The 23184-nt window shown below is 74.2% G+C and carries 17 protein-coding genes and 1 tRNA gene; 6 read left to right on the top strand and 12 right to left on the bottom strand.

Features of this window, described 5'->3' with window-relative positions; genetic code table 11:
* The 8 genes from PSD17_RS17775 to PSD17_RS17740 form a co-directional block, all read right to left on the bottom strand.
* On the bottom strand, window positions 1-928 hold a 928-nt coding region (locus PSD17_RS17775), incomplete at its 3' end, for a SurA N-terminal domain-containing protein (protein WP_339123610.1).
* Window positions 929-1046: 118 nt separating this feature from the next.
* The gene (gene mfd / locus PSD17_RS17770) at window positions 1047-4631 is read right to left on the bottom strand and encodes a transcription-repair coupling factor (protein ID WP_339123609.1); all 3585 of its coding nucleotides are present in this window, start codon (window positions 4629-4631) and stop codon (window positions 1047-1049) included.
* A 155-nt stretch (window positions 4632-4786) separates the two neighbouring features.
* On the bottom strand, window positions 4787-5539 hold the full coding sequence (locus tag PSD17_RS17765) for a hypothetical protein (RefSeq protein WP_103383997.1): 753 nt from the start codon (window positions 5537-5539) through the stop codon (window positions 4787-4789).
* Window positions 5536-6546: an ABC transporter ATP-binding protein gene (locus PSD17_RS17760; protein WP_103383998.1), complete on the bottom strand. Its 1011-nt coding sequence runs from the start codon at window positions 6544-6546 to the stop codon at window positions 5536-5538. The genes PSD17_RS17765 and PSD17_RS17760 overlap by 4 nt, the downstream gene beginning before the upstream one ends.
* Window positions 6547-6631: 85 nt before the next feature.
* A complete protein-coding gene (locus PSD17_RS17755) occupies window positions 6632-10000 on the bottom strand; it encodes a S41 family peptidase (protein WP_339123607.1) in 3369 nt (1122 codons plus the stop codon).
* Window positions 10001-10021: 21 nt separating this feature from the next.
* On the bottom strand, window positions 10022-10291 hold the full coding sequence (locus PSD17_RS17750) for a DUF2277 domain-containing protein (RefSeq protein WP_013673075.1): 270 nt from the start codon (window positions 10289-10291) through the stop codon (window positions 10022-10024).
* A gap of 46 nt (window positions 10292-10337) precedes the next feature.
* Window positions 10338-11012 carry a PIG-L deacetylase family protein gene (locus PSD17_RS17745; RefSeq protein ID WP_013673074.1) on the bottom strand — a complete coding sequence of 225 codons (675 nt, stop codon included), beginning with the start codon at window positions 11010-11012 and terminating at the stop codon, window positions 10338-10340.
* A gap of 196 nt (window positions 11013-11208) precedes the next feature.
* Window positions 11209-12213: an acyl-CoA desaturase gene (locus PSD17_RS17740; RefSeq protein ID WP_013673073.1), complete on the bottom strand. Its 1005-nt coding sequence runs from the start codon at window positions 12211-12213 to the stop codon at window positions 11209-11211.
* A 236-nt stretch (window positions 12214-12449) separates the two neighbouring features.
* Between PSD17_RS17740 and PSD17_RS17735 the strand changes: the two genes are divergently transcribed.
* A tRNA-Gln gene (locus PSD17_RS17735) sits at window positions 12450-12520 on the top strand.
* A 25-nt stretch (window positions 12521-12545) separates the two neighbouring features.
* Here PSD17_RS17735 and PSD17_RS17730 read toward each other — a convergent pair.
* Together PSD17_RS17730 and PSD17_RS17725 are read right to left on the bottom strand one after the other, a co-directional pair.
* Window positions 12546-12983, bottom strand: coding sequence for an OsmC family peroxiredoxin (locus PSD17_RS17730; RefSeq protein ID WP_013673072.1), 438 nt, complete (start codon window positions 12981-12983; stop codon window positions 12546-12548).
* A gap of 110 nt (window positions 12984-13093) precedes the next feature.
* Window positions 13094-13558 carry a L,D-transpeptidase gene (locus tag PSD17_RS17725; RefSeq protein ID WP_013673071.1) on the bottom strand — a complete coding sequence of 155 codons (465 nt, stop codon included), beginning with the start codon at window positions 13556-13558 and terminating at the stop codon, window positions 13094-13096.
* A 365-nt stretch (window positions 13559-13923) separates the two neighbouring features.
* Here PSD17_RS17725 and glmU point away from each other — a divergent pair, with 365 nt between their 5' ends.
* The 3 genes from glmU (at window position 13924) to PSD17_RS17710 (ending at window position 17159) form a co-directional block, all read left to right on the top strand.
* Window positions 13924-15525, top strand: a complete 1602-nt coding sequence (glmU, locus tag PSD17_RS17720) for a bifunctional UDP-N-acetylglucosamine diphosphorylase/glucosamine-1-phosphate N-acetyltransferase GlmU (RefSeq protein WP_339123603.1) — start codon at window positions 13924-13926, stop codon at window positions 15523-15525.
* On the top strand, window positions 15522-16502 hold the full coding sequence (locus tag PSD17_RS17715; RefSeq protein ID WP_013673069.1) for a ribose-phosphate diphosphokinase: 981 nt from the start codon (window positions 15522-15524) through the stop codon (window positions 16500-16502). Before glmU ends, PSD17_RS17715 begins: the two co-directional genes overlap by 4 nt.
* Window positions 16503-16739: 237 nt before the next feature.
* Window positions 16740-17159, top strand: a complete 420-nt coding sequence (locus PSD17_RS17710; RefSeq protein ID WP_013673047.1) for a hypothetical protein — start codon at window positions 16740-16742, stop codon at window positions 17157-17159.
* Window positions 17160-17166: 7 nt separating this feature from the next.
* Here PSD17_RS17710 and PSD17_RS17705 read toward each other — a convergent pair whose 3' ends face one another.
* Window positions 17167-19860 (bottom strand): PEP/pyruvate-binding domain-containing protein, encoded by a 2694-nt coding sequence (locus PSD17_RS17705; RefSeq protein WP_339123600.1) that lies wholly within the window; start codon window positions 19858-19860, stop codon window positions 17167-17169.
* 301 nt (window positions 19861-20161) lie between these two features.
* Between PSD17_RS17705 and PSD17_RS17700 the strand changes: the two genes are divergently transcribed.
* The gene (locus PSD17_RS17700; RefSeq protein ID WP_013673046.1) at window positions 20162-20812 is read left to right on the top strand and encodes a 50S ribosomal protein L25/general stress protein Ctc; all 651 of its coding nucleotides are present in this window, start codon (window positions 20162-20164) and stop codon (window positions 20810-20812) included.
* A gap of 5 nt (window positions 20813-20817) precedes the next feature.
* On the top strand, window positions 20818-21399 hold the full coding sequence (gene pth / locus PSD17_RS17695) for an aminoacyl-tRNA hydrolase (protein WP_013673045.1): 582 nt from the start codon (window positions 20818-20820) through the stop codon (window positions 21397-21399).
* Between the two features lie 83 nt (window positions 21400-21482).
* On the opposite strand, the gene PSD17_RS17690 is transcribed toward pth, so the two are convergent.
* Window positions 21483-23153: a fatty acyl-AMP ligase gene (locus tag PSD17_RS17690; protein ID WP_339123597.1), complete on the bottom strand. Its 1671-nt coding sequence runs from the start codon at window positions 23151-23153 to the stop codon at window positions 21483-21485.
* Window positions 23154-23184 lie beyond the last annotated feature (31 nt).

Genomic DNA, 23184 nt, shown 5'->3' with positions numbered 1-23184 from the left:
ACAGGGTGCCGGCGGCCTGCCCCTCGGCGACGACCGCCATGGACAGCGGGTCCCACACCCCGAAGCGCGGGTTGACCCGGATGTCGGTGGCCATCGCGCGCGGCTGCAGCAGGTGCTGGCCGAACGTCAGGAGCAGGCTGGGATCGAGCTGCGAGGAGTCCGACGGCGCCGGCGCCCGGCCGGGGGGCGTCGTCGTGCGCGACTGCACCTTCGCGATCGTCCACGTGTTGCTGCCCTGCTGCGGGTTGACGACGATCACGCCGCCGGCCGGGGTGCCCAGCAGCGACCACGCGTACGGCGGGGCCTGCGCGAACCCGGGGACGATCTGCGAGGCCGAGACGGCCTGCGCGGGACCGCCGAAGAACTGGTCGGCCGCCGCGCCACCGGCCAGCGCCAGCTGCGCCTTGGCCTGCGCGTCGGCGGCGGAGCCGGTCTGCCCGACCTGGACCGCGACGTCGAGCGAGTCGATCTCGCGCTGCCCGAGCTTGACCAGCAACAGGTCGTCGCGGACGGCCTCACGGCGCGCGGCCGGGTCGCCGTACATCGCGATCGGCGACTCGAGCGGCTGCGCGGCCGGCTGGTTGTCGTCGGTCGTGCGGTCGTCGGCGGCGATCGTCTGGTCGATCTCGGCGTCGCTCACCGAGAGTCCGGTGGCGGCCGCCTCGGCGCGGATCAGGTCGTGGATGACCGCACGGCCGACGATCTCGCGCGTCACCATGTCCGGCGTGACGCCGGCCTTGGTGAGCTGGGCGGAGAACTTCGGGTTGGCCAGCAACGTGTCCAGCGTCGAGTCGACGTCGGCGAGCCGGGCCGCCGAGTCGCCGACGATGACCGCGGAGCCGACCTGGCTGGGCCCGCTGCCGCACCCGGCGACGACGGCGCCGAGGATCGACGTGACGGCGATTGCCCGGATCACCCTGCTGCGCACGGCCCCACCCTCTCACGTGCCGTTCGGCGCCCCGCCGAGGGCTCTGCCCACCCGGGACGCCCACCCGGGACGCCCACCCGCGACGCCCACGCCCGACGCCACCCGCGACGCCGCCAGGTCAGCCCGCCGGGACGGCCGCCGGGGTGCCCGTCAGGTCGTCCAGCAGCCGCGCCGCCCAGTCCAGCAGCTCGACGTCGCGCAGCGGGGCCCCGCCGATCCGGTTGCCCGCCGCCGGGCGCGGCACCGTCACCAGCCGGGCCGCGGGCTTGTAGACGGCCTTCGGGTAGAGCCGCTTGAGCCGCAGCTGCGCGGAGTCCGCCAGGTCGACCGGACCCACGCGCACCACGTTGCCGGCCACGGTGACCTCGCCGACGCCGCGCGCCCGGCAGGCCTGCCGGAACGCGGCGACGGCCAGCAGGTTGCGCACCGGCTCGGGCGGCTCGCCGTAGCGGTCGGTGAGCTCGTCGACGAGCGCGTCGAGGGCCTGCTGGTCGGGCGCCTCCGCGATCTTGCGGTACACCTCCAGGCGCAGCCGCTCCCCCGTCACGTAGTCGTGCGGGACGTGCGCGTCGATCGGCAGGTCGATGCGCACCTCGGCCAGCGGCTCGGGCTCGTCGGCGCCCTGCGACCCGGCCTGCTTGCGGAAGGTGGCGACCGCCTCGCCGACCAGCCGGATGTAGAGGTCGAAGCCGACGCCCGCGATGTGCCCGGACTGCTCGGCGCCCAGGATGTTGCCGGCACCGCGGATCTCCAGGTCCTTCATCGCGACGGCCGCGCCCGAGCCGAGACCGGAGTGCTGCGCGATCGTCGCGAGCCGGTCGTGGGCGGTCTCGGTGAGCGGGGTGTCCGGCGGGTACAGGAAGTAGGCGTACCCGCGCTCGCGACCGCGGCCGACGCGGCCTCGCAGCTGGTGCAGCTGCGACAGGCCCAGCGTGTCCGAGCGCTCGACGATCAGCGTGTTCGCGTTGGAGATGTCCAGCCCGTTCTCGACGATCGTCGTGCAGACGAGCACGTCGAACTCGCGGTGCCAGAAGCCGTTGACCGTGCGTTCGAGGACGTCCTCGTTCATCTGGCCGTGCGCGACGGCGATCCGCGCCTCGGGCACCAGCTCCTGGACCGTCCGGGCGGCGCGGTCGATGGTCGACACCCGGTTGTGGACGTAGAAGACCTGCCCGTCGCGCAGCAGCTCGCGGCGGATGGCGGCGCCGACCTGCTTGGGGTCGTAGGCCCCGACGTAGGTCAGCGTGGGGTGGCGTGCCTCGGGCGGGGTGGTGATCGTCGACATCTCGCGGATGCCGGCCAGGCTCATCTCCAGGGTGCGCGGGATCGGCGTCGCCGACAGCGTCAGCACGTCGACGTGGGCGCGCAGCGCGGTGATGTGCTCCTTGTGCTCGACGCCGAAGCGCTGCTCCTCGTCGACGATCACCAGGCCGAGGTCCTTCCAGCGGACCCCGGTCTGCAGCAGCCGGTGGGTGCCGACGACGACGTCGACCGTGCCGTCGGCGAGCCCCTCGATCGTCGCCCTGGCCTCGGCGGCGTCGGTGAACCGCGACAGGCCCTTCACCGTGACGGGGAAGGCACGCATGCGGTCGGAGAACGTCGCGAGGTGCTGGGTGGCGAGCAGCGTCGTCGGGACGAGGACGGCGACCTGCTTGCCGTCCTGGACCGCCTTGAACGCCGCACGCACCGCGATCTCGGTCTTGCCGAAGCCGACGTCGCCGGAGATGACCCGGTCCATCGGGACGGGCCGCTCCATGTCGGCCTTGACCTCGTCGATGGCCGCGAGCTGGTCGGGGGTCTCGGTGAACGGGAAGGCGTCCTCGAGCTCGCGCTGCCAGGGGCTGTCGCTCGCGAACGCGTGCCCGGGCGAGGCCTGCCGGGCGGCGTAGAGCTGCACCAGGCCCGCGGCGATGTCGCGGACGGCCTTGCGCGCCCTGCTCTTCGTCTTCGACCAGTCGGCCCCGCCGAGCTTGTTGAGCGTCGGCTGCTCGCCGCCGACGTAGCGGCTGATCTCGTCGAGCGCGTCCGTCGGGACGAACAGGCGGTCGGCGGGCTGGCCGCGCTTGGACGACGCGTACTCCAGCACCAGGTACTCGCGCGTCGCGCCCTGCACCGTCCGCTCGCGCATCTCGACGAACTTCCCGATGCCGTGCTGGCTGTGCACGACGAAGTCGCCGGGCTGCAGCACGGCGAGGTCGACCGCGTTGCGCCGGCGGGCCGGCATCTTGCGGGCGGTGGCCTCCAGCCCGGCCCGGCTGCCGGTGACGTCGGCCTCGCTGAGCACGACGAGCCCGATGCCGGCGGCGGTGAACCCGTCGGCGACGCGGCCGCAGGTCACCGTGACCAGGCCCTTGTCCGGGGCCTCGGCGAGGTCCTCGACGAGCACCGCGGGGACCTCGGTGTCGCGCAGCTGCTCCAGCGAGCGTTGCGCCGTGCCCTGACCGGCCACGACGAAGACCGCGGCGCCGCCGGTGGCGGTGTGTGCGCGCAGGTCGACGAGCGCGCGGTCGGTGTCGCCGCGGTAGGACTCGATCTCGTGCACCTGGGGGACCAGCACGTCGTCGGCCCCGGAGAGCAGCGGCGAGAGCGTGACGACGGGCCGCCCCGTCGTCGTCGCGTGCGCGAGGACCTCGCCGAGGTCACGGTAGGCCGAGGCCCCCAGGTCGATCGGGGCGGCGGCGCCCGCGGCGACGTCGTCGGTGCCCAGCGACGCCGCGAGCCACGACGCCTCCAGGAACTCCTGGCCCGTGCGCACGAGGTCGCGGGCGCGGGTGCGCAGCCGCTCGGGATCGGCCACCAGGACGACCGAGCCCGCGGGCAGCAGGTCGGTGAGCAGCTGCATCTCGTCCCCGACCAGGGCCGGGATCAGCGACTCCATGCCCTCCGCGGGGATGCCCTGCGCCAGCTTCTCGAGCAGCTCGCGCAGCTGCGGGGTGTTCTCGTGGACGCGGGCCAGCTCGGCGGCGCGCTCGCGGACCGGCGCGGTGAGCAGCAGCTCGCGGCACGCCGGCGCGACGACCTCCTCGACGACGTCGACCGAGCGCTGGTCGGCCACCGCGAACGAGCGCAGCTCGCTGACCTCGTCGCCCCAGAACTCGATGCGCAACGGATGCTCGGCCGTCGGGACGAAGAGGTCGACGATGCCGCCGCGGACCGCGAACTCGCCGCGCTCGGTGACCATCTCGACGCGGGTGTAGGCCAGCTCGACGAGCCGCTCCAGCAGCAGCTCGAACTCGTACTCGGTGCCGACGCGCAGCCGGACCGGGTCGAGGGTGCCCAGCCCGGGCGCGATGGGCTGGATCAGGCTGCGCGCGGCGGCGGTGACCAGCCGGATCGGGGTGTCGCCGCCCGCGAGCGCGCGGAAGATCGTCAGCCGGCGCCCGACGGTGTCGGGGCGCGGCGAGAGCCGCTCGTGCGGCAGCGTCTCCCACGACGGGAGGACCGCGACGGCCTCGCCGCCGATCAGGTCGGACGCGGCGGCGGCCAGGTCCTCGGCCTCGCGGTCGGTCGCGGTCACGGCGAGCACGGTCGGGCCCGCCGCGACGATCGCCGACGCCAGGAAGGGGCGCAGCGCCGACGGGCCCTCGACCTTCAGCGCAGGGGTCGTCGCGGTACGGGGGTCGAGCGCCGCGACGGCGTCGAGCACGTCGCCGAGCGCGGGGGTGGTGGCGGAGAGCAGGCCGGAGAGGGGGGCCGCGATCACGACGGGGGACTCCTAGCGAAGCGGGGCACGCGAGACAGACCCCTCCCCGGGTCGTCGCCCGGGTGGGGCCTTCGTCTTCCGAGCCTACGCGCCCACCACGGGGCGGGACGCCCAGGCGCCGCGTGCCGCTCACGAGCCCGTCGGGCGAGCGCGCGTCAGGCGTCGCGCCGGTTCGCGACCACGAGCGCGATCGCCATCAGCACCACGGCGATCCCCGCGAACCAGGCCAGCGAGCCCCACGGCCCGAACGCCATGGCCGACATGGACGGCGTGGCGCCGGCCTCACCGCCGCCCCCGGTGAGGAAGTTCGTCGCGTTCACGAACGGCAGCCAGCCCTGGATGTCCGCTCCGACGCGCGGGATCAGGCCGACGAGGTTCTCGAGCAGCAGCGCCCAGACCAGCAGGATCGTGACCGCGCCGGCGGTCTGGCGGACCAGGATGCCGACGGCCAGCGCGACCACCGCGGCGATCGCCCACACCAGCCCGGTGCCGGCGACGATCCGCCACTCGGCCCCCGTCGACAGCGACATCGCGGTCGGCGAGATCAGCCACGCCGCCCCCCAGGCCCCGAAGCCGGCGACGAGCCCGACCACGCCGGCCACCGGCACCACGACGGCGGCCTTCGCCAGCAGGGCCGGCGTCCGGCGCGGGACGGCCTGGAACGTGGTGCGGATCGTCCCGAAGCGGTACTCCGAGGTGACCGCGACCGCCGCCATCACCATCACGACGACCATGCCGAACGTCGCGAAGTAGCCTGCGACGGCGAACGGCACGGGGCCGTCGGCGGGGCTCCAGGTGGCCACGACGATCGCGGTCAACCCGATGACGATCACGACCGCGACAGCGCTCGTCCACCACGGCGAGCGGGTGGACATCAGCTTGACGCGCTCGGCGGTGACGGCGCTCACGACTGCACCTCCGTCCGGCGGTCGCGCGCCGCGAGACCGTCGGGAACCGCGGGCGGGGGCCCTCCGGCCTGCCCGACCGCAGGGACCGCCGACCGCGACGTGGGCCCGCCTGCCGTGAACTCGACGTCGCGACCCGTGATCTGCATGAACGCCTCCTCGAGCGAGCCGCGCAGCAGCGTCAGCTCGTGCAGTGCCAGTCCGTGGGCGGCGGCGAGGTCGCCGACCTGCTCGGTCGTCGCGCCGCTCACCCTGGCCCCGCCGGACGGGTCCGGGACCACGGCGAAGCCCGCGGCCTGGACGATCGGCACGAGCTGCGCGATCGCGGGGCTGCGGACCAGGACCGCCGAGCCCGCGGCACCGTCGACGAACGCCGTGGTCGGGCCCTGGGAGATCAGCCGCCCGCGGCCGATGACGACGAGCTCCTGCGCGGTCAGCGCCATCTCCGAGAGCAGGTGGCTGGACACGAACACGGTGCGCCCCTCCGCGGCGAGCCGCTGCATCAGCGTGCGGATCCAGCGGATGCCCTCCGGGTCGAGCCCGTTGACCGGCTCGTCGAACATCAGCACCGGCGGGTCGCCGAGCAGGGCGCCCGCGATCCCGAGGCGCTGCGCCATGCCGAGCGAGAAGGTGCCCGCGCGCTTGCCCGCGACCGACGTCAGGCCGACCGTCTCGAGCACCTCGTCGGCGCGCGAGGCCGGGATGCCCGACGCCGCCGCCATCCAGCGCAGGTGCTGGCGGGCCGAGCGGTTGGGGTGCACCCACTTCGCGTCGAGCAGCGCCCCGACCGTCCGCATCGGACGGCTCAGCTCCCGGTAGCGGCGGCCGTCGATCCGGACCTCGCCCGCGTCGGGACGATCGAGGTCGAGGACCATCCGCATCGTCGTCGACTTGCCGGCGCCGTTGGGTCCCAGGAACCCGGTGACGACGCCGGGCCGCACGTCGAAGCTCAGGTCGTCGACGGCGACCGTGGCGCGGTAGCGCTTGGTGAGGCCTCGCACCTCGATCATGGGTCTTCCCCCTCCGTGTGAGGGGCCATTGCATCCCACTTCCCGACCTCGCGGCATGGGGGAGACCCCCGATGTCGCTCCGGGTTCACCCCCGGGGCGGCAGTTCCGGACGGCGGCGCGACGGGCGCGTCGCCGGGTCGGGCGGGCGGACGGCGGGCGTGCTCTCCAGCGCGTCCAGGGCCAGCCGCACGGCCGTCTCCAGCTGGGGGTCGCGCCCCGCCGCCCAGTCCTGCGGCGTGATCACGACCTCCACGTCCGGGTCGACGCCGTGGTTCTCCACGTCCCAGGCGACGTCGTCGAACCAGAACGAGTAGCGCGGCTGCGTCACCCTGGTGCGGTCGACCAGCCCGTAGCGGCTGTCGATGCCGATGACCCCGCCCCAGGTCCGGGTGCCGACGACCGGGCCCAGTCCCAGCCGCTTGAACGCCGCGGTGACGATGTCGCCGTCGGAGCCCGAGTGCTCGTCGGCCAGCGCGACGAGGGGGCCGCGCGGCGCGTCGCCCGGGTAGGTCTGGGGCTGGCGGTGCCGCACGACGTCCCAGCCGATCACCTTGCGGGCCAGCTTCTCGATGACCAGCTGCGACGTGTGTCCGCCCGAGTTGCCCCGCACGTCGACGACGAGGCCGTCGCGGCTGGTCTCCCGGCCGAGGTCGCGGTGCAGCTGCGCCCAGCCGCTCGCGACCATGTCGGGCACGTGCAGGTAGCCCAGCCGCCCGCCGGAGCGCTCCGCGACGAACGTCCGCTTGGCGTTGACCCAGTTCTGGTAGCGCAGCGGCAGGTCGTCGTGGAGCGGGCGGACGACGACGCGCCGCACCTCCCCGTCGGCCTTGCGCACGGTCAGCTCGACGAGCTGGTCGGCCGTCCCGACCAGCAACGGCGCCGGGCCGAGCTCGGGATCGACGGGCCGGCCCGCGACCTCCAGCAGGACGTCGCCCGGGCCGACGTCGACGCCGGGATCGGCCAGCGGGCTGCGGGCCCGGGTCGCCGAGGTCTCCGGCGGCAGCACCCGCGTGATCCGCCAGCCCTCCTCGGCGCGTTCGAGATCGGCGCCGAGCAGCCCGGGCCGCCCCGACCAGTCGCCGCCGCCCCCGCCGCCGATGACGTAGGCGTGCGAGGACCCCAGCTCGCCCTGCAGCTCCCACAGCAGGTCGACCAGGTCGTCCTTGCTCCCGACGGCGTCGACCAGTGGCCGGTACCGGGCCAGCTCACCGGCCCAGTCGACGTCGGCCATGTCCTCGACCCAGAAGTGGTCGCGCATCAGGCGGCCGGCCTCGTCGAACATCTGCCGCCACTCGGCCGCCGGGTCGACGGTGACGGTGATCCGCGACAGGTCGATCTCGAACTCGTCGGCGTCGGAGTCCGACGGCGCCGACGAGCCCGACCGGTCCGAGCGCAGCACCCGCACGGTGCTCCCGTCGCGCACGACGAGCCGGTTCCCGTCGCCGCTGACCTCGTACGACGACACCGGGTCGGCGATCACGTCGACCTTGCGCCGCACCAGGTCGTAGCGCTCGAGCACCGGGCGCGGGCCGCGGTCGCCGGTGAGCTCCCGGCCCTCGCCGAGCACGCCGGACACGGGGTTGCGCAGCCACAGCAGGCAGTCCCTGGCCGCGCCGAGCCCGCGCAGCCTGCCCTCCGCGACCGGGATCGGGACGACCCGTCCGGGCAGCCCGTCCACGTCGACGACGACGGCGTCGTCCTTCTCCGGGGCCGTCTCGTCGCCCGCCTTCTCCCCCGCGTCCGCGCTCGCGGCGTCGGGATCGGTGTCGGCCTCGCCGTCGGCGGGGTCGGTCGCCGGCAGGTCCTCGGGCCCCTCGTCGGCGCTGGTCGTGGGCCTGCCGTCGGGCGACGCCCCGAACGGCGACGGTGTGCGCGCGGCCAGCGGCACGAGGAACGGCCGCCACGACGCGGGGAACGTCAGGTCGAACGAGTGCTCGTCGTAGATCGGGTCGAACGTGCGCAGCGACAGGAACGCGAGGTACTTGCCGTCGGCGGTGAACACCGGGTGCCTGTCGACGAACCGCGGCGGCGTCACCTCGACGAGCGTGTCGTCGGCCAGCCGGGCGATCATGATCCGCGACAGCCCGGTCTCGACGGGGTCGGCGTAGGTCAGCCAGGCGCTGTCGGGCGAGTAGGCGACGCCGGAGACCTCGCCGTCGGCACCGCGGGCCAGCTCGCGCAGCTCCCCCGAACCGATGTCGAGGACCAGCAGCCTGCCGTCGTGCGTCGCGATCGCCGCGGTGCTCCCGTCGGGCGCCGCGGCCAGCTCGAGGACCCGCCCGACCCGGCCCGCCGCGTGCCGGACGAGGGCGGGTGCGCCGTCGGCCCGCGGGTCCAGTGGCGCGACGACGACGGCGTCCTCGCCCTCGGCGTCGTCGATCCACAGTGCCCGGTCGTCGCCGAGCGGCTGGGCCAGCCGCGCCCGGACCCCGGGCTGGGCGAGCAGCGTCCTGGCCGGGCCGTCGCGGTGGGTCAGCCGGTGCACGGTGCCGCGGACCTGCGCGATGCTCGCCCGGCCGGTGCGGTCGGGGGCGGCCCGGTCGAGCCAGCGGTCCGTCGTGATCCGGAACGGTTCGCGGTCGGTCCGCGGACCGCCCAGTGCGATGTCGAGCCGGCGCGGCGCCGAGTCGGCGGTCAGGTCGTCGAGCAGGTACAGCTCACCCGCCGACTCGTAGACGACGCGGGTGCCGTCGGTCGACGCGTGCCGGGCGTAGAAGGCGGGCGCGCCGTCGGCGCCGTGGTCGGTGTGCCGCAGCAGGCCCTCGAGCGAGTCGTCCGCGCCGGCGCCGTTGCGGTCGAGCGGCAGGGAGTAGACGTTCCCCCAGCCCTCGTGGTCGGACAGGAACGCGATCCGGTCGCCCACGAGCATCGGCGAGTCGATCTGGCCGCCCAGCTCCGCGGCGAGCCTGCGGAACTCGCCGGTGCCCTCCGGGTCCCACCACAGCTTGCCGGCCGTGCCGCCGCGGTAGCGCTTCCACCAGGCCATCTCGCGCGACATCGTCGTGCCGAGCAGGACCGCGGGCCGGTCGGCGGCCGTCGCGACGTCGGACACCGGCCCGTAGTCGAGCCGCCGCGGCGCACCGCCCGCCGCCGGGATCGCGTACGCCCAGGTACGCCGGGCCGACGCCTCGCCGGCCGCGCTGAGGACGACCACCTCGGCGTCGGCGCCCGAACCGCGCCAGCCGACGGTGCGCGCGCCGCCGAACCACGTCAGCCGCCGGGCTCCCCCGCCGTCGAGGTCGGTGACGAACACCTCCTGCGCGCCCTCGCGCGTCGACGTCCAGGCCACCCGGGTCCCGTCCGGCGACAACCGTGGCCGCGACACCGGCACGTCGTCGGCGGTCAGCCGGTAGGCGCGGCCCCCCGCGAGCGGTGCGGTCCAGACGTCGTCCTCGGCCGTGAAGACCAGCGTGTCACCGTGGAGATGCGGGAAGCGGAGGTAGCTGCGTGGCACCCCGTGACGGTAGCCAGCGGGTCAGCTCCCGTAGCGGGCGGCCGCGCGGGCCCGCGCCTTCATCGCCTCCACCTCGCGGTCGCGCGGTGGTGCCGTCGTGACCAGCTCGTCGAGCAGCCTGCGGGTGGCCTCCTCGACGGCGGCGACGGCCGCGGCGAACGCCTCCTCGTTGGCCTTCGACGGCTTCGCCGCCCCGCTTATCTTGCGGACGTACTGCAGCGCGGCGCCGTGCACCTCGTCGTCGGTGGCGGGCGGCTCGAAGTTGTGCAGGGTGCGAATGTTGCGGCACATGGGCTTCCGCTCCTCCTCGGGGTCGTTCGGACGGATGGGCCGCCGGTCAGACCGGCTCCGGGCCGGTGCCGGTCAGCGGGGCGACGGCCAGCACGATCCGTGGGACGTGGAACGCCTCGGCGTACCGCGCGCGGCACTGGATCCCCCGGATGCGGGCCAGCCCGCCGAACGTCTCGGGGTCGAACCAGCTGCGGTCGCGCTGCGAACCGTAGTGCTCGTGCAGCTTCGCGACCTTCTCCCGCAGCACCGGCTCGGCCAGCGGCAGGTAGACCGACGGCAGCGCGAGGTCGTTCTCCCACTTCACGATCTCGTAGCAGAACGTCAGGTGGTCGCGGAAGACCGTCGGGACGATGTCGGCGAGGGTCCGCAGGTCCGGGTCGGTGTCGTGCGGCGACGGCGCGAAGACGATGTCCGGGTCGCCGTGCGCGGCCATGTCCTCGACGGCCTGCTTGGCCCGGTCCCACCGCGTGGTCAGCCGACCGTCGGGCAGGTCGAGAACCGTCACGTCGACCTTGGCGCCCGGGCAGAACGCGGCCAGCGCCGAGCGTTCCTCCTCCTCGCGCAACGAGCCCCCGCCGGTGAGCACCAGCGCGCTGACCTGGACGCCCGGGTGCGCCCGGCACATCTCCAGCAACGTGCCGCCCGCACCGATCGCGATCTCGTTGCAGTGCACGCCCAGCAGCAGCATCCGGTCGAGTCGCTCCGGGAGCAAACTCAGCATCGGGGGCCACCTCTCCGGCGGCCGGCCGGGCACGGGCGTCCGGGCCCGCGACGGTGCGGGACGACGTCCTCGCCTCGGGCCACCTCGAGCGAACGGGACGGGAGGACCAACCCGATCAGTGTTCCACGTGCGCCGTCGCCGTCGCTGCCCACGCGCCGTGACCGCAGTGCGCCGCAAATGGGTGACCGCGACCTGCTCAGGTGGTCTTGAGCTTCTCCAGCCGACGCGGCGTCGGCCAGCGGACCTCCCAGGCCCAGCCGAACTTCTCGAAGAACCAGATCAGCCGCGCGGAGATGTCGATCTGCCCGCGCAGCACGCCGTGCCGGGCGCACGTCGGGTCCGCGTGGTGCAGGTTGTGCCAGGACTCGCCCATCGACAGGATCGCGAGCGGCCAGAAGTTGCGGGACTTGTCGCGCGAGCGGAACGGACGCTCGCCGAACATGTGGCAGATCGAGTTGATCGACCAGGTCACGTGGTGCGACACGGCCATGCGGACGAGACCGCCCCAGAAGAAGCCGGTGAGCGCGCCCGCCCACGACCAGGTGACGAGCCCGCCGATCAGGGCCGGCAGGGCCAGGCTGACCAGCACCCAGACCCCGAACAGCTTGCTGACCATCCGGATGGCCCGGTCGGCCAGCAGGTCGGGGATGAAGCGCTGGTAGTTGGTCTTGCGACGCTCGAACAGCCAGCCCATGTGCGCCCAGACGAAACCACGCGCGACGGCGACCAGCGAGGTGCCGTAGCGCCACGGGGAGTGCGGGTCGCCCTCCTTGTCGGAGAAGGCGTGGTGCCGGCGGTGGTCGGCCACCCAGGCGAACACCGAGCCCTGCACCGCGAGCGCGCCGCCGATCGCGAGGATGACGCGCAGCCACGGCTTGGCCTTGAAGGACTTGTGGGTGAAGTGCCGGTGGTAGCCGACGGTCACGCCCAGAATCCCGACGGTGTAGAAGATCGCGGCGATGACCACGTCGTGCCAGCCGAGGCCCCAGCCCCACACGACGGGCACCGTGGCCAGCAGGGCCAGCATCGGCCCGACGACGAACAGCCAGACCAGACCCTGCTGCCAACCCGAGCGGGTGGCGCCGATGATCGGCCGGGCGATGTTGGCGCCTGCTGGCGTCGTCCCGTCGGCCCCGTCGGCCTCCGCGGCCGGAACGGCCGGGGCCTCGGTCGGTCGCGCGGCGGCGGCCTCTGCGGTCATGCGGCACCTCTCGGATCGGGAGCGCGGTCGGTGAGGACCGTCTACCCGCAGAGGGTAACGAATATGTTGCGGCCCGCTGAGTCGAACCGGCACGAAGCCCGTGAATCCGACGTGGACATACGACGACGCCCGCCCGGCCGCGATGATCGTCAGCTGCGATGATCGTCACAGGGCCCGGCGGGCGTCGCGGGTGCGGGGCGAGGAGCGGGCGGGCGTCGTGCCAGGATGGAGGCCTGTCCGCCGTGGTGTAATGGCAGCACCTCGGATTTTGGTTCCGATGGTTCAGGTTCGAATCCTGGCGGCGGAGCAGTTCTTCCCCGCCCGGCGCCTCGTCACTCCAGCGCTGCGTCCAGCGTGATCGTCGTGCCCGTCAGCGCCTTGCTCACCGGGCAACCGGCCTTCGCGGCGTCGGCGGCCTTGGCGAAGCCCTCGGCGTCGAGGCCCGTGACCTCACCGCGGACGGTCAGCTTGATGCCGCTGATGCGGAACCCGCCGGCCGGGTCGGGGCCCAGCGTGACGTCTGCCGTCACGTCGAGCGACTCGGGCGTGCCGCCCGCCTCGCCGATCAGGGCCGAGAGCTGCATGGCGTAGCAGGACGAGTGCGCGGCCGCGATCAGCTCCTCGGGGCTCGTGGTGCCGCCGGCGTCGTCGGCTGCCCGCTTGGGGAAGTTGACGTCGTAGGTGCCGACGTGGCTGCTGCTCAGCTCCACCTGGCCGGAACCCTGCTCGAGGGTGCCGTTCCAGGCCGTGCGTGCGGTACGGGTGGGCATCGCCGTCCTCCTGATCGGGGTGTGTCGGGCGTCGCGGCCGAGTCTTCCCCCCGACGGCCCGACTCGGCCACCGATGTCACACGATCTCCGGCATCGGGCCCCTGCGCCCGTCAGACGATCTCGACGCGGTCGCCGACCGCGAGGAAGTCGTGGAACGCCTCCGCGTCGGCGCGTGCGAGCCGCACGCACCCGGCCGACCCCGTCCGCGTGTCGCCCTCGTGGAAGGCGATGCCGCCGGGCGCGAAGAAGACCGCGAACGGCATGGGCGCCCCGCCGAACTCGGCGCTGCGGTGGTCGCGGTTCTTCCACTCGACGCCGAACGCGCCCCGCGGGGTCTCCTTGCCCGCCCCGCCGGTGCTGACCGCGACCGGCCCGCGGACGACGCGCCCGTCGTCGAGCAGCCAGGCCTGCTTGGCGCCGATCGAGACACAGGCCCGCGCGGCGACGGTGCACGGCGTCCCGTCGACGAGGGGCGCCTCGACGGGACGCAGCGGTTCGGCCGACCCGACGCCGGTGCCACCGAGCGCGCCCAGGCCCGCGAGCCCGAGTGCGATCGTGGCGCGGACGCGCGGCATCGCCGCGAGCCGCGACCGTCCCGCCCCGTGCCCGGCTGCCCCGTGCCCGGCTGCCCCGTGCCCGGCCGCCCCGCGCGCGACCCCACTGCGCCCGGCTGCCCCGCGCCCGGCCGCACTGTGCCTGCCCACCGACCTCACCCGCCGCTTCCACGTCGTCCACCCGACCGGGTGACTCAACGACGACGGCCGCGGAGGGTTACGAACCGACCATCGGCGACCAACCGGACGACGCCGGTGCGCGGTCGGGGCCCGCCGCGCGACCCCGTACGATTCAGCCGTCCGGGCGTCGCGACGTGCTGCATCGCGTCCGGCCGGCACCCCGGCCGACGTACGGACCCGTGAGCGACGACCGAGGAGTGCGGCTCATGCCCGACCGTCTCGACGGGCCCGCCCGGCCCGACGGGGACGCTTCGTCCACCCCCCGCCCGACCGGCCCGGCGCCCGCCGCCGGGGCGACCCGCGCGGCGCCGCCCGCGGCGGTGGTGGTCCTCGCGGCGGGCGAGGGCAAGCGGATGCGTTCGGCGACGCCGAAGGTGCTGCACGCCATCGGCGGGCGCAGCCTGCTCGGCCACGCGGTGCACGCCGTCGCCGCACTGGAGCCCGAGCACCTCGTGGTCGTCGTCGGGCACGGGCGCGACCAGGTCGAGCCCGCCGTCGCGGCGATGGCCGACGCGCTGGCCCGCCCCGTCGTGACCGCCGTCCAGGAGCAGCAGAACGGCACCGGCGACGCGGTCTCCTGCGGCCTCGCCGCCCTGCCCGCGGACCTCTCCGGCACCGTGCTGGTCACCTACGGCGACATCCCGCTGCTCGTGCCCGAGGCGTTGCGGGCGCTGCACGAGGCGCACGGCTCCGTCATGACCGTGCTGACCACGACCCTCGACGACCCGACCGGCTACGGCCGCATCGTCGCGGGCGCCGACGGGGTCACGGCGATCGTCGAGCAGAAGGACGCGACGGCCGAGCAGCGCGCGATCACCGAGGTCAACTCGGGCATCTACGCGTTCGACGCCGACTTCCTGCGCTCCGGGCTCACCCGCCTGACCACCGACAACGCGCAGGGCGAGCTCTACCTCACCGACCTCGTCGCGATCGCGGTCGCCGACGGGCACCGGGTCGGCACCCTGCACTCCGACGACCCCTGGCTCGTCCGCGGCGTCAACGACCGGGTCCAGCTCGCCGAGGCGGGCGCGGAGCTCAACCGCCGCGTGGTGCGCGGCTGGATGCTCGAGGGCGTCACGGTCGTCGATCCGGCGACGACGTGGATCGACGTGCAGGTCCGGCTGGAGGCCGACGTCGTCCTGCACCCCGGCACCCAACTGCACGGGACCACCTCCGTCGCCGGAGGCGCCCAGGTCGGCCCCGACACGACGCTGACCGACGTCGAGATCGGTGCGGGCGCGATCGTCGTGCGCACCCACGGCAGCAGCTCGACGATCGGCGCGGGCGCGTCCGTCGGCCCCTACGCGTTCCTGCGGCCGGGGGCGCACCTCGGCGAGCGCGGCAAGATCGGCACCTTCGTCGAGGTCAAGAACTCCGACATCGGTGCGGGCAGCAAGGTCCCGCACCTGACCTACGTCGGCGACGCGACGATCGGTGAGATGAGCAACATCGGCGCCTCGTCGGTGTTCGTCAACTACGACGGCGTGACCAAGCGCCGGACGGTGGTCGGATCGCACGTGCGCACGGGTTCCGACACGATGTTCATCGCTCCCGTGCAGGTCGGCGACGGTGCGTACACCGGCGCGGGCACCGTGCTGCGCGACGACGTCCCACCGGGGGCGCTCGCCGTGTCGGCCGGGTCACAGCGCACCATCGAAGGGTGGGTCCGGCGCAAGCGCCCCGGGACGCCGGCGGCCGAGGCCGCCGAGCGCGCCGAGGCGGCCGCCGCCCAGCTCGACGGAGCGGCCCCCGCCGCACCCGCCACGGACGACGCCGGCCGAACCGGCCGAGGAGGCACACGACGGTGAGCGCGATCTTCGCGACCCCGAAGAAGAACCTGATGCTCTTCTCCGGGCGGGCACACCCCGAGCTGGCCGACCAGGTGGCCAAGGAGCTCGACGTCACCATCACGCCGCAGTCGGCCTACACCTTCGCCAACGGCGAGATCTTCGTCCGCTTCGAGGAGTCGGTCCGCGGCTGCGACGCGTTCGTCCTGCAGTCGCACTCCGCGCCGATCAACGACGCCGTGATGGAGCAGCTGATCATGGTCGACGCGCTCAAGCGCGCCTCGGCCAAGCGGATCACCGTCGTGATGCCGTTCTGGGGCTACGCCCGGCAGGACAAGAAGCACCGCGGCCGGGAGCCGATCTCCGCGCGGCTGATCGCCGACATGTTCCTCGTCGCGGGCGCCGACCGGATCATGACCGTCGACCTGCACACGGCACAGATCCAGGGCTTCTTCGACGGGCCCGTGGACCACCTGTTCGCGCTGCCGGTGCTGGCCGACCACATCAAGCAGAAGTACGCCGACCGCGATCTCGCCGTCGTCTCACCCGACTCCGGCCGCGTGCGGCTCGCCGAGCGCTGGGCGGAGACCCTCGGCGGCACCCCGCTGGCGTTCATCCACAAGACGCGCGACCCGCGCAAGCCCAACGAGGCCGTCGCCAACCGGGTCGTCGGCGAGGTCGACGGGCGCACATGCGTCGTGATCGACGACATGATCGACACCGGCGGGACGGTCTCGAAGACGGCCGAGGTGCTGCTGCGCGAGGGCGCCCGCGACGTCGTCATCGCCGCCACCCACGGGGTGCTGTCCGGGCCGGCCGTCGAGCGCCTGTCGACGTGCGGCGCCTCCGAGGTGATCTTCACCGACACGCTGCCGATCCCCGAGGAGAAGCGCTTCCCCGGCATGACGGTCATCTCGATCGCCCCGCTGCTGGCCGAGGCCATCCACCAGGTCTTCGACGACGGCTCGGTCACCAGCCTGTTCGACGGCAACGCCTGATCCCGCGGCGCCTGATCCCCCGGCGCCTGATCCCCCGGCGCCCGGTACGGGGGCGCCCGGTACAGGGCGCCGGGGCACCGGCACGCCCGAGGCGGTCGACGGCGAGGCGTGAGCCGCGTAGAGTTCCCGCTCCCGAAAGGTCCGGATCCGCTGAACCGCGCGGGGCCGCGGTCCGTCGTGGAGGGCGCAGGGGGCGTCCGGACCGACGACGCCCGGCACGGCGGGAGGTCGACCGACATGGCATCGCAGACCGGAGGCATCGCGGCCCGGACGAGGTCGCTGCCCGCATGGCGGGTGGCGGGCGCGATCCTGCTGCTCCTCATGGGCGGCATCCACCTCTACCTGGTGTTGTTCGGCGGGTTCGACGGCCTCGTCGGCACGCTGTTCGTGATCAACGCGATCGGTGCGCTGATACTGGCGATCGCGATGGTCGGCGCCCGGGACCGGCAGCTGCCGCTCGTCAGCCTGCTCTCGCTGCTGTTCACGGCGGGCACCCTCCTCTCGCTGGTACTGGCGCTGCTGCTGCCCGGCGGGTTCCTCGGCGTGCGCGAGCAGCTCGGCGGCGAGCTGGTGGTGACGACGCTGATCGTCGAGGGCCTCGGCGTGCTCGCGCTGCTGGGCGCGACGTTCGCGGCGGCCCGCCTGCCCAAGTCGTAGCGGCGCCTCACGAGCGCCGTCGGCGCCGCCTCACCAGCAGGGCGACCGCACCGACGGCCGCGCCGGCGACGACCAGACCCGGCCACGCCGGGCCGGAGATCCGCCGGGTGGCGGCGTCCGCGTCGGGTGTGTCGGGGGCGTCGAGCAGCGTCACGGTGCCCGCGTCACCGTCGACACGGATGCGCTCGTCGTCGGTGATCCGCCGCGTCGCCACGGCGGTCCCGAGCACCGCGGGGATCCCGTACTCCCTGGCCACGATCGAGCTGTGGCTCAGCGGTCCGCCGACGTCGGTCACCACGCCCGACGCCATCGCGAACAGCGGCGTCCATGCGGGCGTCGTGATGCTCGCGACGAGCACGTCGCCCGACCGCATGCGTCCGAAGTCGGCCGGCCCGCCGAGCACCCGGGCGGGCGCCGTGACCTGTCCCGCGCTGGCGCCGACCCCCCGGATCACCGGCCCGGTCTGCTCGGTCGTCGCCGTCGGCATGAAGCGTTCCATGGCCTCCCAGCGCGACCCCTGGGGCAGCAGCCCCGGCGGCGTGGCCCGGCGACGACCGCGCCACTGCGCCCGCCGCGCCGCGACGTCGGCCGACCGGTCCTGCGGCGGCGCCAGGATCTCCGCCGATCGCAGCCAGTACACGTCGTCGGCCGCGACGATCGTGCCCGCTCCGACGAGACGGCCGCCGATCTCGCGGAGCAGCCGACGAAGGTGCGGCCAGGCGAGCCCGATGTCGGCGAGGGCGTCCTCGCGCAGCGGCGCCGCCGACTGCGCCCAGCGGAGCAGGCGGTCGAACAGATTGCGCCGCAACGGATCGAGCCGGCCCCGTACGGCCGCGGCGGTCTCGTCACGACGTGCGGCCGACCGTCGTTGCCGCTCGACCGGATCGGCGCCCTCGCCGCGCAGGAAGAAGCGCAGCGCGTCGAGCAGCGGGGCCGGGTCGTCGGCCGGGACGGCGTTGGCGAAGTCGAGGTTGTAGACGGTGTGCCCGTGCGCCCGCAGGTGGGCGTGGAAGCGGTCGGTCCACTCCCGCCACACCGCCGGGTCGACGCCGCCGAGCGGGTGCGCGGGATCGAGCAGCGCCGCGGCGGGATGGTCCGCGAGCAGGACGGTGGCGAGCGCGTCGTGCCCGCGGGCCCAGCCGGCGATCGTGTACAGCGAGCGTTCGGCGCGGAGGGGCGCGCTGTCGAAACCGAGCAGCAACGTCGCGGCGGGCGGGTCGCCGTCGCGCCGGACGGCGGTCTCGTAGAACCGCGTCAGGAGGATCTCGCTCGACGCCGCGATCGGGATGATCGTCTGCACGGCCGTGTAGTACGTCGCCCCCGCCCCGAGCAGTTCCTCCACACCGTCGAGCAGTTCCGGGATCGAGAGCCCGGCCAACGGGCGGTCGGCCCAGCGGGCGACAGCCTCGACGTAGGCGGGGTGCGCCCGGTCGCGCCAGCGCGCCTGCGCGCCGTCGTCGCCGCGGCCGAGGATCAGCCTGACGGCCGAGACCGTGCGACTGGTCATCCGCCACATCGCGGCCCGCGTGTAGCGGTAGTAGGCGTAGCCGTTGACGGTCGGCAACCCGATGTCGCCGTCGGCCAGCACGTCCTCGCCGAGGAACTCGCGCACCATCGCGGTCAGCGAGCGCGTGACGGCCGGGTCGATCAGCTCCTCGAACAGCGGGGTCAGCGGGTCGGGCAGCTGTTCGACGATGCTGGCCCTGGCGTAGAGGGCGCCGTCGGGCACCGACCAGTCCGTCGGCGGGGCCGTCTCCGGTTCGGGCAACGCGGTGATCGGGCGGGACTGCACGATCGCGAACCCGTCGGGCCCGCGGGCCCACTCGACGTCCTGCGGGGCGCCGAAGTGGTCGGCGATCCGCTCCCCGAGCGCGGCGAGGGCCACGACGTCGGCATCGGACAGGACGGCCCGGCCGCGGTCGGCGTCCGGCACCGGCTGCTCGACGGTGCCCGCGCCCGTCGCCACCGTCATGACGGCCTTGTCCGCCGTCGTGCGCGAGGTGACCCGCCCGCCGCTGACGACCGCGTCGTCGGTGGTCACCGCGCCGCTGACGACCGACTCCCCCAGCCCCCACGCCGCGGACACGACCGTCTCGTCGCGGCGGCCGTTGGTCGGGTTGGCCGTGAACATCACACCCGCCGCGTCGGCGTCGACCATGCGCTGCACGACGACCGCGAGCGCGACGTCGGCGGGTGCGATGCCGTGCCGCGCGCGGTAGGCCATGGCGCGCGCCGTCCACAGCGAGGCCCAGCAGGCGCGGACGGCGGCGAGCAGTGCCTCGTCGCCTCGGACGTCGAGAAACGTGTCCTGCTGCCCCGCGAAGCTCGCGCCCTCCAGGTCCTCCGCCGTCGCCGACGACCGGACCGCGACGGGCCCGTCCCCGAGCATCCGGTGGGCGGCGCGGATCTCGTCGGCGATCGCGGCGGGGATCTCGGCGCGGAACAGCGCCCGGATCGCGTCGGCCGACCGGTCGACGTCCCCGTCGGTGGCGGTGGAGCCGGGCGGCGGCGTCGCGAGCTCCAGGACCCGCGGTCCGATCCCCGTGGCGTCGACGAAGGCCCGGTAGGCATCGGTCGTCACCACGAAGCCCGGCGGCACCGGCAGGCCGCCCCGGGTCAGCTCGCCGAGGTTGGCGCCCTTGCCGCCCGCGGTCTCGACGTCCCCACGACCGATCTCGGAGAAGGCACGGATGTGGCCCATGACCGGCAGTCTGCTCCTCGCACCCGGCCGCGGCGGCCGAACCGGCCGATCGTGCGACACACGAGGTCCACGACCGGGCGCGAGCGCGCGGCGGCGCCCGTCGTGGGCGGACCGCGGAGCGCGTCCGGCCTGCCCGACCCGGGGGTCGGTGTCCACTCGGCGCGGCGTACGCTCTTCCCAGTTCCGCGGCGAGGGCGGGCGTCCGTGTTGCCCGCCGTGATCGACGCTGGACCGGTCCCGCCGGTTCCATGCGCTCCTCGCCGCGCGCTCGCTCAGACCGCATTCACCGAGGAGAAGTACCGTGGCCCAGGCCCGAATCGACGCCGAGACCCGCACCGAGTTCGGCAAGGGCGCTGCCCGGCGCACCCGCCGTGCGGGCAAGATCCCCGCCGTCCTCTACGGGCACGGCACCGACCCGCAGCACCTGTCGCTGCCGTCGCTGGAGTTCGCGCGCGTCGTGCGCGAGCAGGGCCGCAACGCGGTCCTGGAGATCAACATCGGCGGCACCCCGCAGCTCGCGCTGACCAAGACCGTGGTCGTGCACCCCATCCGCCCGTACATCGAGCACGTCGACCTGCTCGTCATCAAGCGTGGCGAGAAGGTCGTGGTCGACGTGCAGGTCGTCGTCACCGGCGAGGCCGCCGCCGGCAGCATGATCGCCCAGGAGCTCAACACCATCGAGGTCGAGGCCGACGTCCTCAGCATCCCCGAGTCGATCGAGCTCTCGGTCCAGGACGTCGAGATCGGCACCCAGATCCTCGCGGGCTCGGTCGCCCTGCCCGACGGCGTCACGCTGCAGACCGACCCCGAGGCGCTCGTCGTCAACGTCGTGGCCGCGCCGACCCAGGCCGATCTCGAGGGCGAGCTCGACATCGAGGGTGCCGGCGTGGTCGAGGACGCGCCCGAGTCGGCCCCGGCCGAGGGCGACTCCGCCGCGTCCTCGGAGGGCTGACGGCCGTGCCGGGTCCCGCCCTGGTGGTCGGGCTCGGCAACCCCGGTCCCGAGTACGCCGAGACCAGGCACAACGTCGGCTTCCGCGTCGTCGAGCTGTTGGCGGCGCGGGCCGGCGGTGGCCGGTTCTCGAAGCACAAGAGCAACGCCGACGTGCTCGAAGGCCGGCTCGCCGGCCGCAAGGTCGTGCTCGCGAAGCCCCGGACGTACATGAACGTCTCGGGCGGCCCGGTCGCCGGGCTGTTGCGGTACTTCTCGGTCCCCGCGGCCGAGCTCGTCGTCGTGCACGACGATCTCGACCTCGGGTTCGGCGTGATCCGGCTCAAGCAGGGTGGCGGCGAGGGCGGGCACAACGGGCTGCGTTCGATCAGCTCGTCGGTCGGCACCCGCGACTACCTGCGGGTGCGCTTCGGCATCGGCCGCCCGCCCGGGCGCCAGGACCCGGCCGACTTCGTGCTCAAGCGGTTCTCCGCCGTCGAGCGCAAGGAACTGGATCTCGCGGTGGACCTGGCCGCCGACGCCGCCGAGGCCCTGCTGTCCGACGGGCTGGAACCGGCCCAGAACCGGTTCCACGCGCTGTCGGGCTGAGGCCCCGCCCGCCCCGTCCTCCTGCAGGAACGGCACTTTCCCGCAATCCAGTCGCGGGAAAGTGCCGTTCCTGCGTCAAGGGGTCAGGCCCGGGCCGCCAGCAGGTGGCCCGTGGCGGATCGGCGCAGCTTGCCCGACGGCGTCTTCGGCAGCGTGCCCGGGCGGAGCACGACGACGTCGGCCGGCCGCACCCCGCAGGCCGCGACCACGCGCGACGTGACGTCCTTGCGGATCACGGCCTCGGCCTCCTCGTCACCGGCCCGCCGCGACTCGACGGCGACCAGGAACGACTCCCGGTGCCGGCCGGCACCCGCCTCCAACCGGACGGCGACGACGTTGCCCGCGCGCACGTCCGGGGCGTCGGCGGCGGCGCGCTCGATGTCGGTCGGGTAGATGTTGCGGCCGCCCATGATGATCACGTCCTTGCGCCGGCCGCACACGACGACCTCGACCCCGGCGAGGTAGCCCTCGTCACCGGTGTCGAGCCAGCCATCGGCGTCCTGAGCGGGGCGCGGGCCGTCGACGGTGAGGTAGCCGGGCGTCACCGACTCGCCGCGCAGCTGCAGGATGCCGACCTCCCGCTCGCCGAGGACCCGGCCGTCGTCGCCGACGACCCGCACCTCGATTCCCGGCAGCGGCGGGCCCAGCCGCGGGAAGCGCCTGCTCGGCCCGTAGATCGCGGGCTGCGCGACCCGGTGGAGCTCCAGCTGCTCGGCGTCGACGTGGTCGACGACCATTCCGGTGTCGCACGGCGCGAACGACACCCCGAGGGCGGTCTCGGCCATCCCGTACGCGCACACGACGGAGTCCTCGCGCAGGCCGAACCGCTTGCCGGCGGCGGTGAGCGCGTCGACGGCGTCGGGGTCGATCGGCTCGGCGCCGTTGAGCGCGAAGCGCATCGACGACAGGTCGAGCGAGCCGTCCTCGGCACGCGCGAGCTGGCGCGCGAGCACCGAGTAGGCGAAGTTGGGCGCCGCGGTGACACTGCCCCGGTACTTCGAGATCAGCTCCGCCCACAGCAGCGGGCGCGACAGGAAGTCCGCAGGGGTGACCGTCACCAGCTCGATGCCGGCGACCATCGGGATCGTCAGGAACCCGACCATCCCCATGTCGTGGAACAGCGGCAGCCACGACACCATCACGTCGCGCCCGGCGTCGAGCTGGGCGGCCGCGATCATCCCGCGGATGTTGGCGTACAGGTTGGCGTGGGTGATCCGCACGGCCTTGGGCTCGGCCGTCGACCCGCTCGTGAGCTGCAGCAACGCGGTGTCGCCCTCGTCGGCGACGGCCTCGTCGGCGACGATCGGCGCCGCGTCGGACGCGTCGACGTCCGACAGCAGCCGGTGGGCGATGCCGCGCTCGGCCAGCACCGGGGCCAGCGCGTCGAACGGCGCACCGAGTACGACGAGCTTCGCGTCGATCATCCCGAGCACCGTCACGGTGTCGGCGGCCCACACGGCCAGGTCGGTGCGCGCGGTGGGTTGGTGCAGCATGGTGACGGTGCCGCCGAGGAGCCAGACGGCCTGCGCCGTCGGGGCGATGACGGCGGGCTCGGCCGCCAGGACGGCGACGGCCGAGCCGCGCGCGAGGCCCGGCGCCGACCCGTCGCCCGCCGCGAGCGCCCCGGCGAGCGCGCGGGCCTTGGTGTGCACCTCGCTCCACGGCGTCCGGACGGGAGCCGACGGCTCGCCGGTGACCATTCCCTTGGCGGACCGCGCCGCGCTGTCCAGCAACATCGTCAGGAACCGCGACATGCTCAGGAGCCTACGACCTGCGCGTAGCATC

The organism is Pseudonocardia sp. D17 (assembly GCF_036984265.1).
In the GTDB taxonomy this organism is placed as follows: domain Bacteria; phylum Actinomycetota; class Actinomycetes; order Mycobacteriales; family Pseudonocardiaceae; genus Pseudonocardia; species Pseudonocardia benzenivorans.
This window is presented reverse-complemented; position numbering and strand designations above follow the sequence as displayed.

Excerpts from the sequence above, each read along its gene's own strand:
- PSD17_RS17760 (WP_103383998.1), bottom strand. The coding sequence starts at position 6,546 with ATGATCGAGGTGCGAGGCCTCACCAAGCGCTACCGCGCCACGGTCGCC.
- PSD17_RS17750 (WP_013673075.1), bottom strand. The coding sequence starts at position 10,291 with ATGTGCCGCAACATTCGCACCCTGCACAACTTCGAGCCGCCCGCCACC.
- PSD17_RS17745 (WP_013673074.1), bottom strand. The coding sequence starts at position 11,012 with ATGCTGAGTTTGCTCCCGGAGCGACTCGACCGGATGCTGCTGCTGGGC.
- PSD17_RS17740 (WP_013673073.1), bottom strand. The coding sequence starts at position 12,213 with ATGACCGCAGAGGCCGCCGCCGCGCGACCGACCGAGGCCCCGGCCGTT.
- PSD17_RS17730 (WP_013673072.1), bottom strand. The coding sequence starts at position 12,983 with ATGCCCACCCGTACCGCACGCACGGCCTGGAACGGCACCCTCGAGCAG.
- PSD17_RS17725 (WP_013673071.1), bottom strand. The coding sequence starts at position 13,558 with ATGCCGCGCGTCCGCGCCACGATCGCACTCGGGCTCGCGGGCCTGGGC.
- glmU (WP_339123603.1), top strand. The coding sequence starts at position 13,924 with ATGCCCGACCGTCTCGACGGGCCCGCCCGGCCCGACGGGGACGCTTCG.
- PSD17_RS17710 (WP_013673047.1), top strand. The coding sequence starts at position 16,740 with ATGGCATCGCAGACCGGAGGCATCGCGGCCCGGACGAGGTCGCTGCCC.
- PSD17_RS17705 (WP_339123600.1), bottom strand. The coding sequence starts at position 19,860 with ATGGGCCACATCCGTGCCTTCTCCGAGATCGGTCGTGGGGACGTCGAG.
- PSD17_RS17690 (WP_339123597.1), bottom strand. The coding sequence starts at position 23,153 with ATGTCGCGGTTCCTGACGATGTTGCTGGACAGCGCGGCGCGGTCCGCC.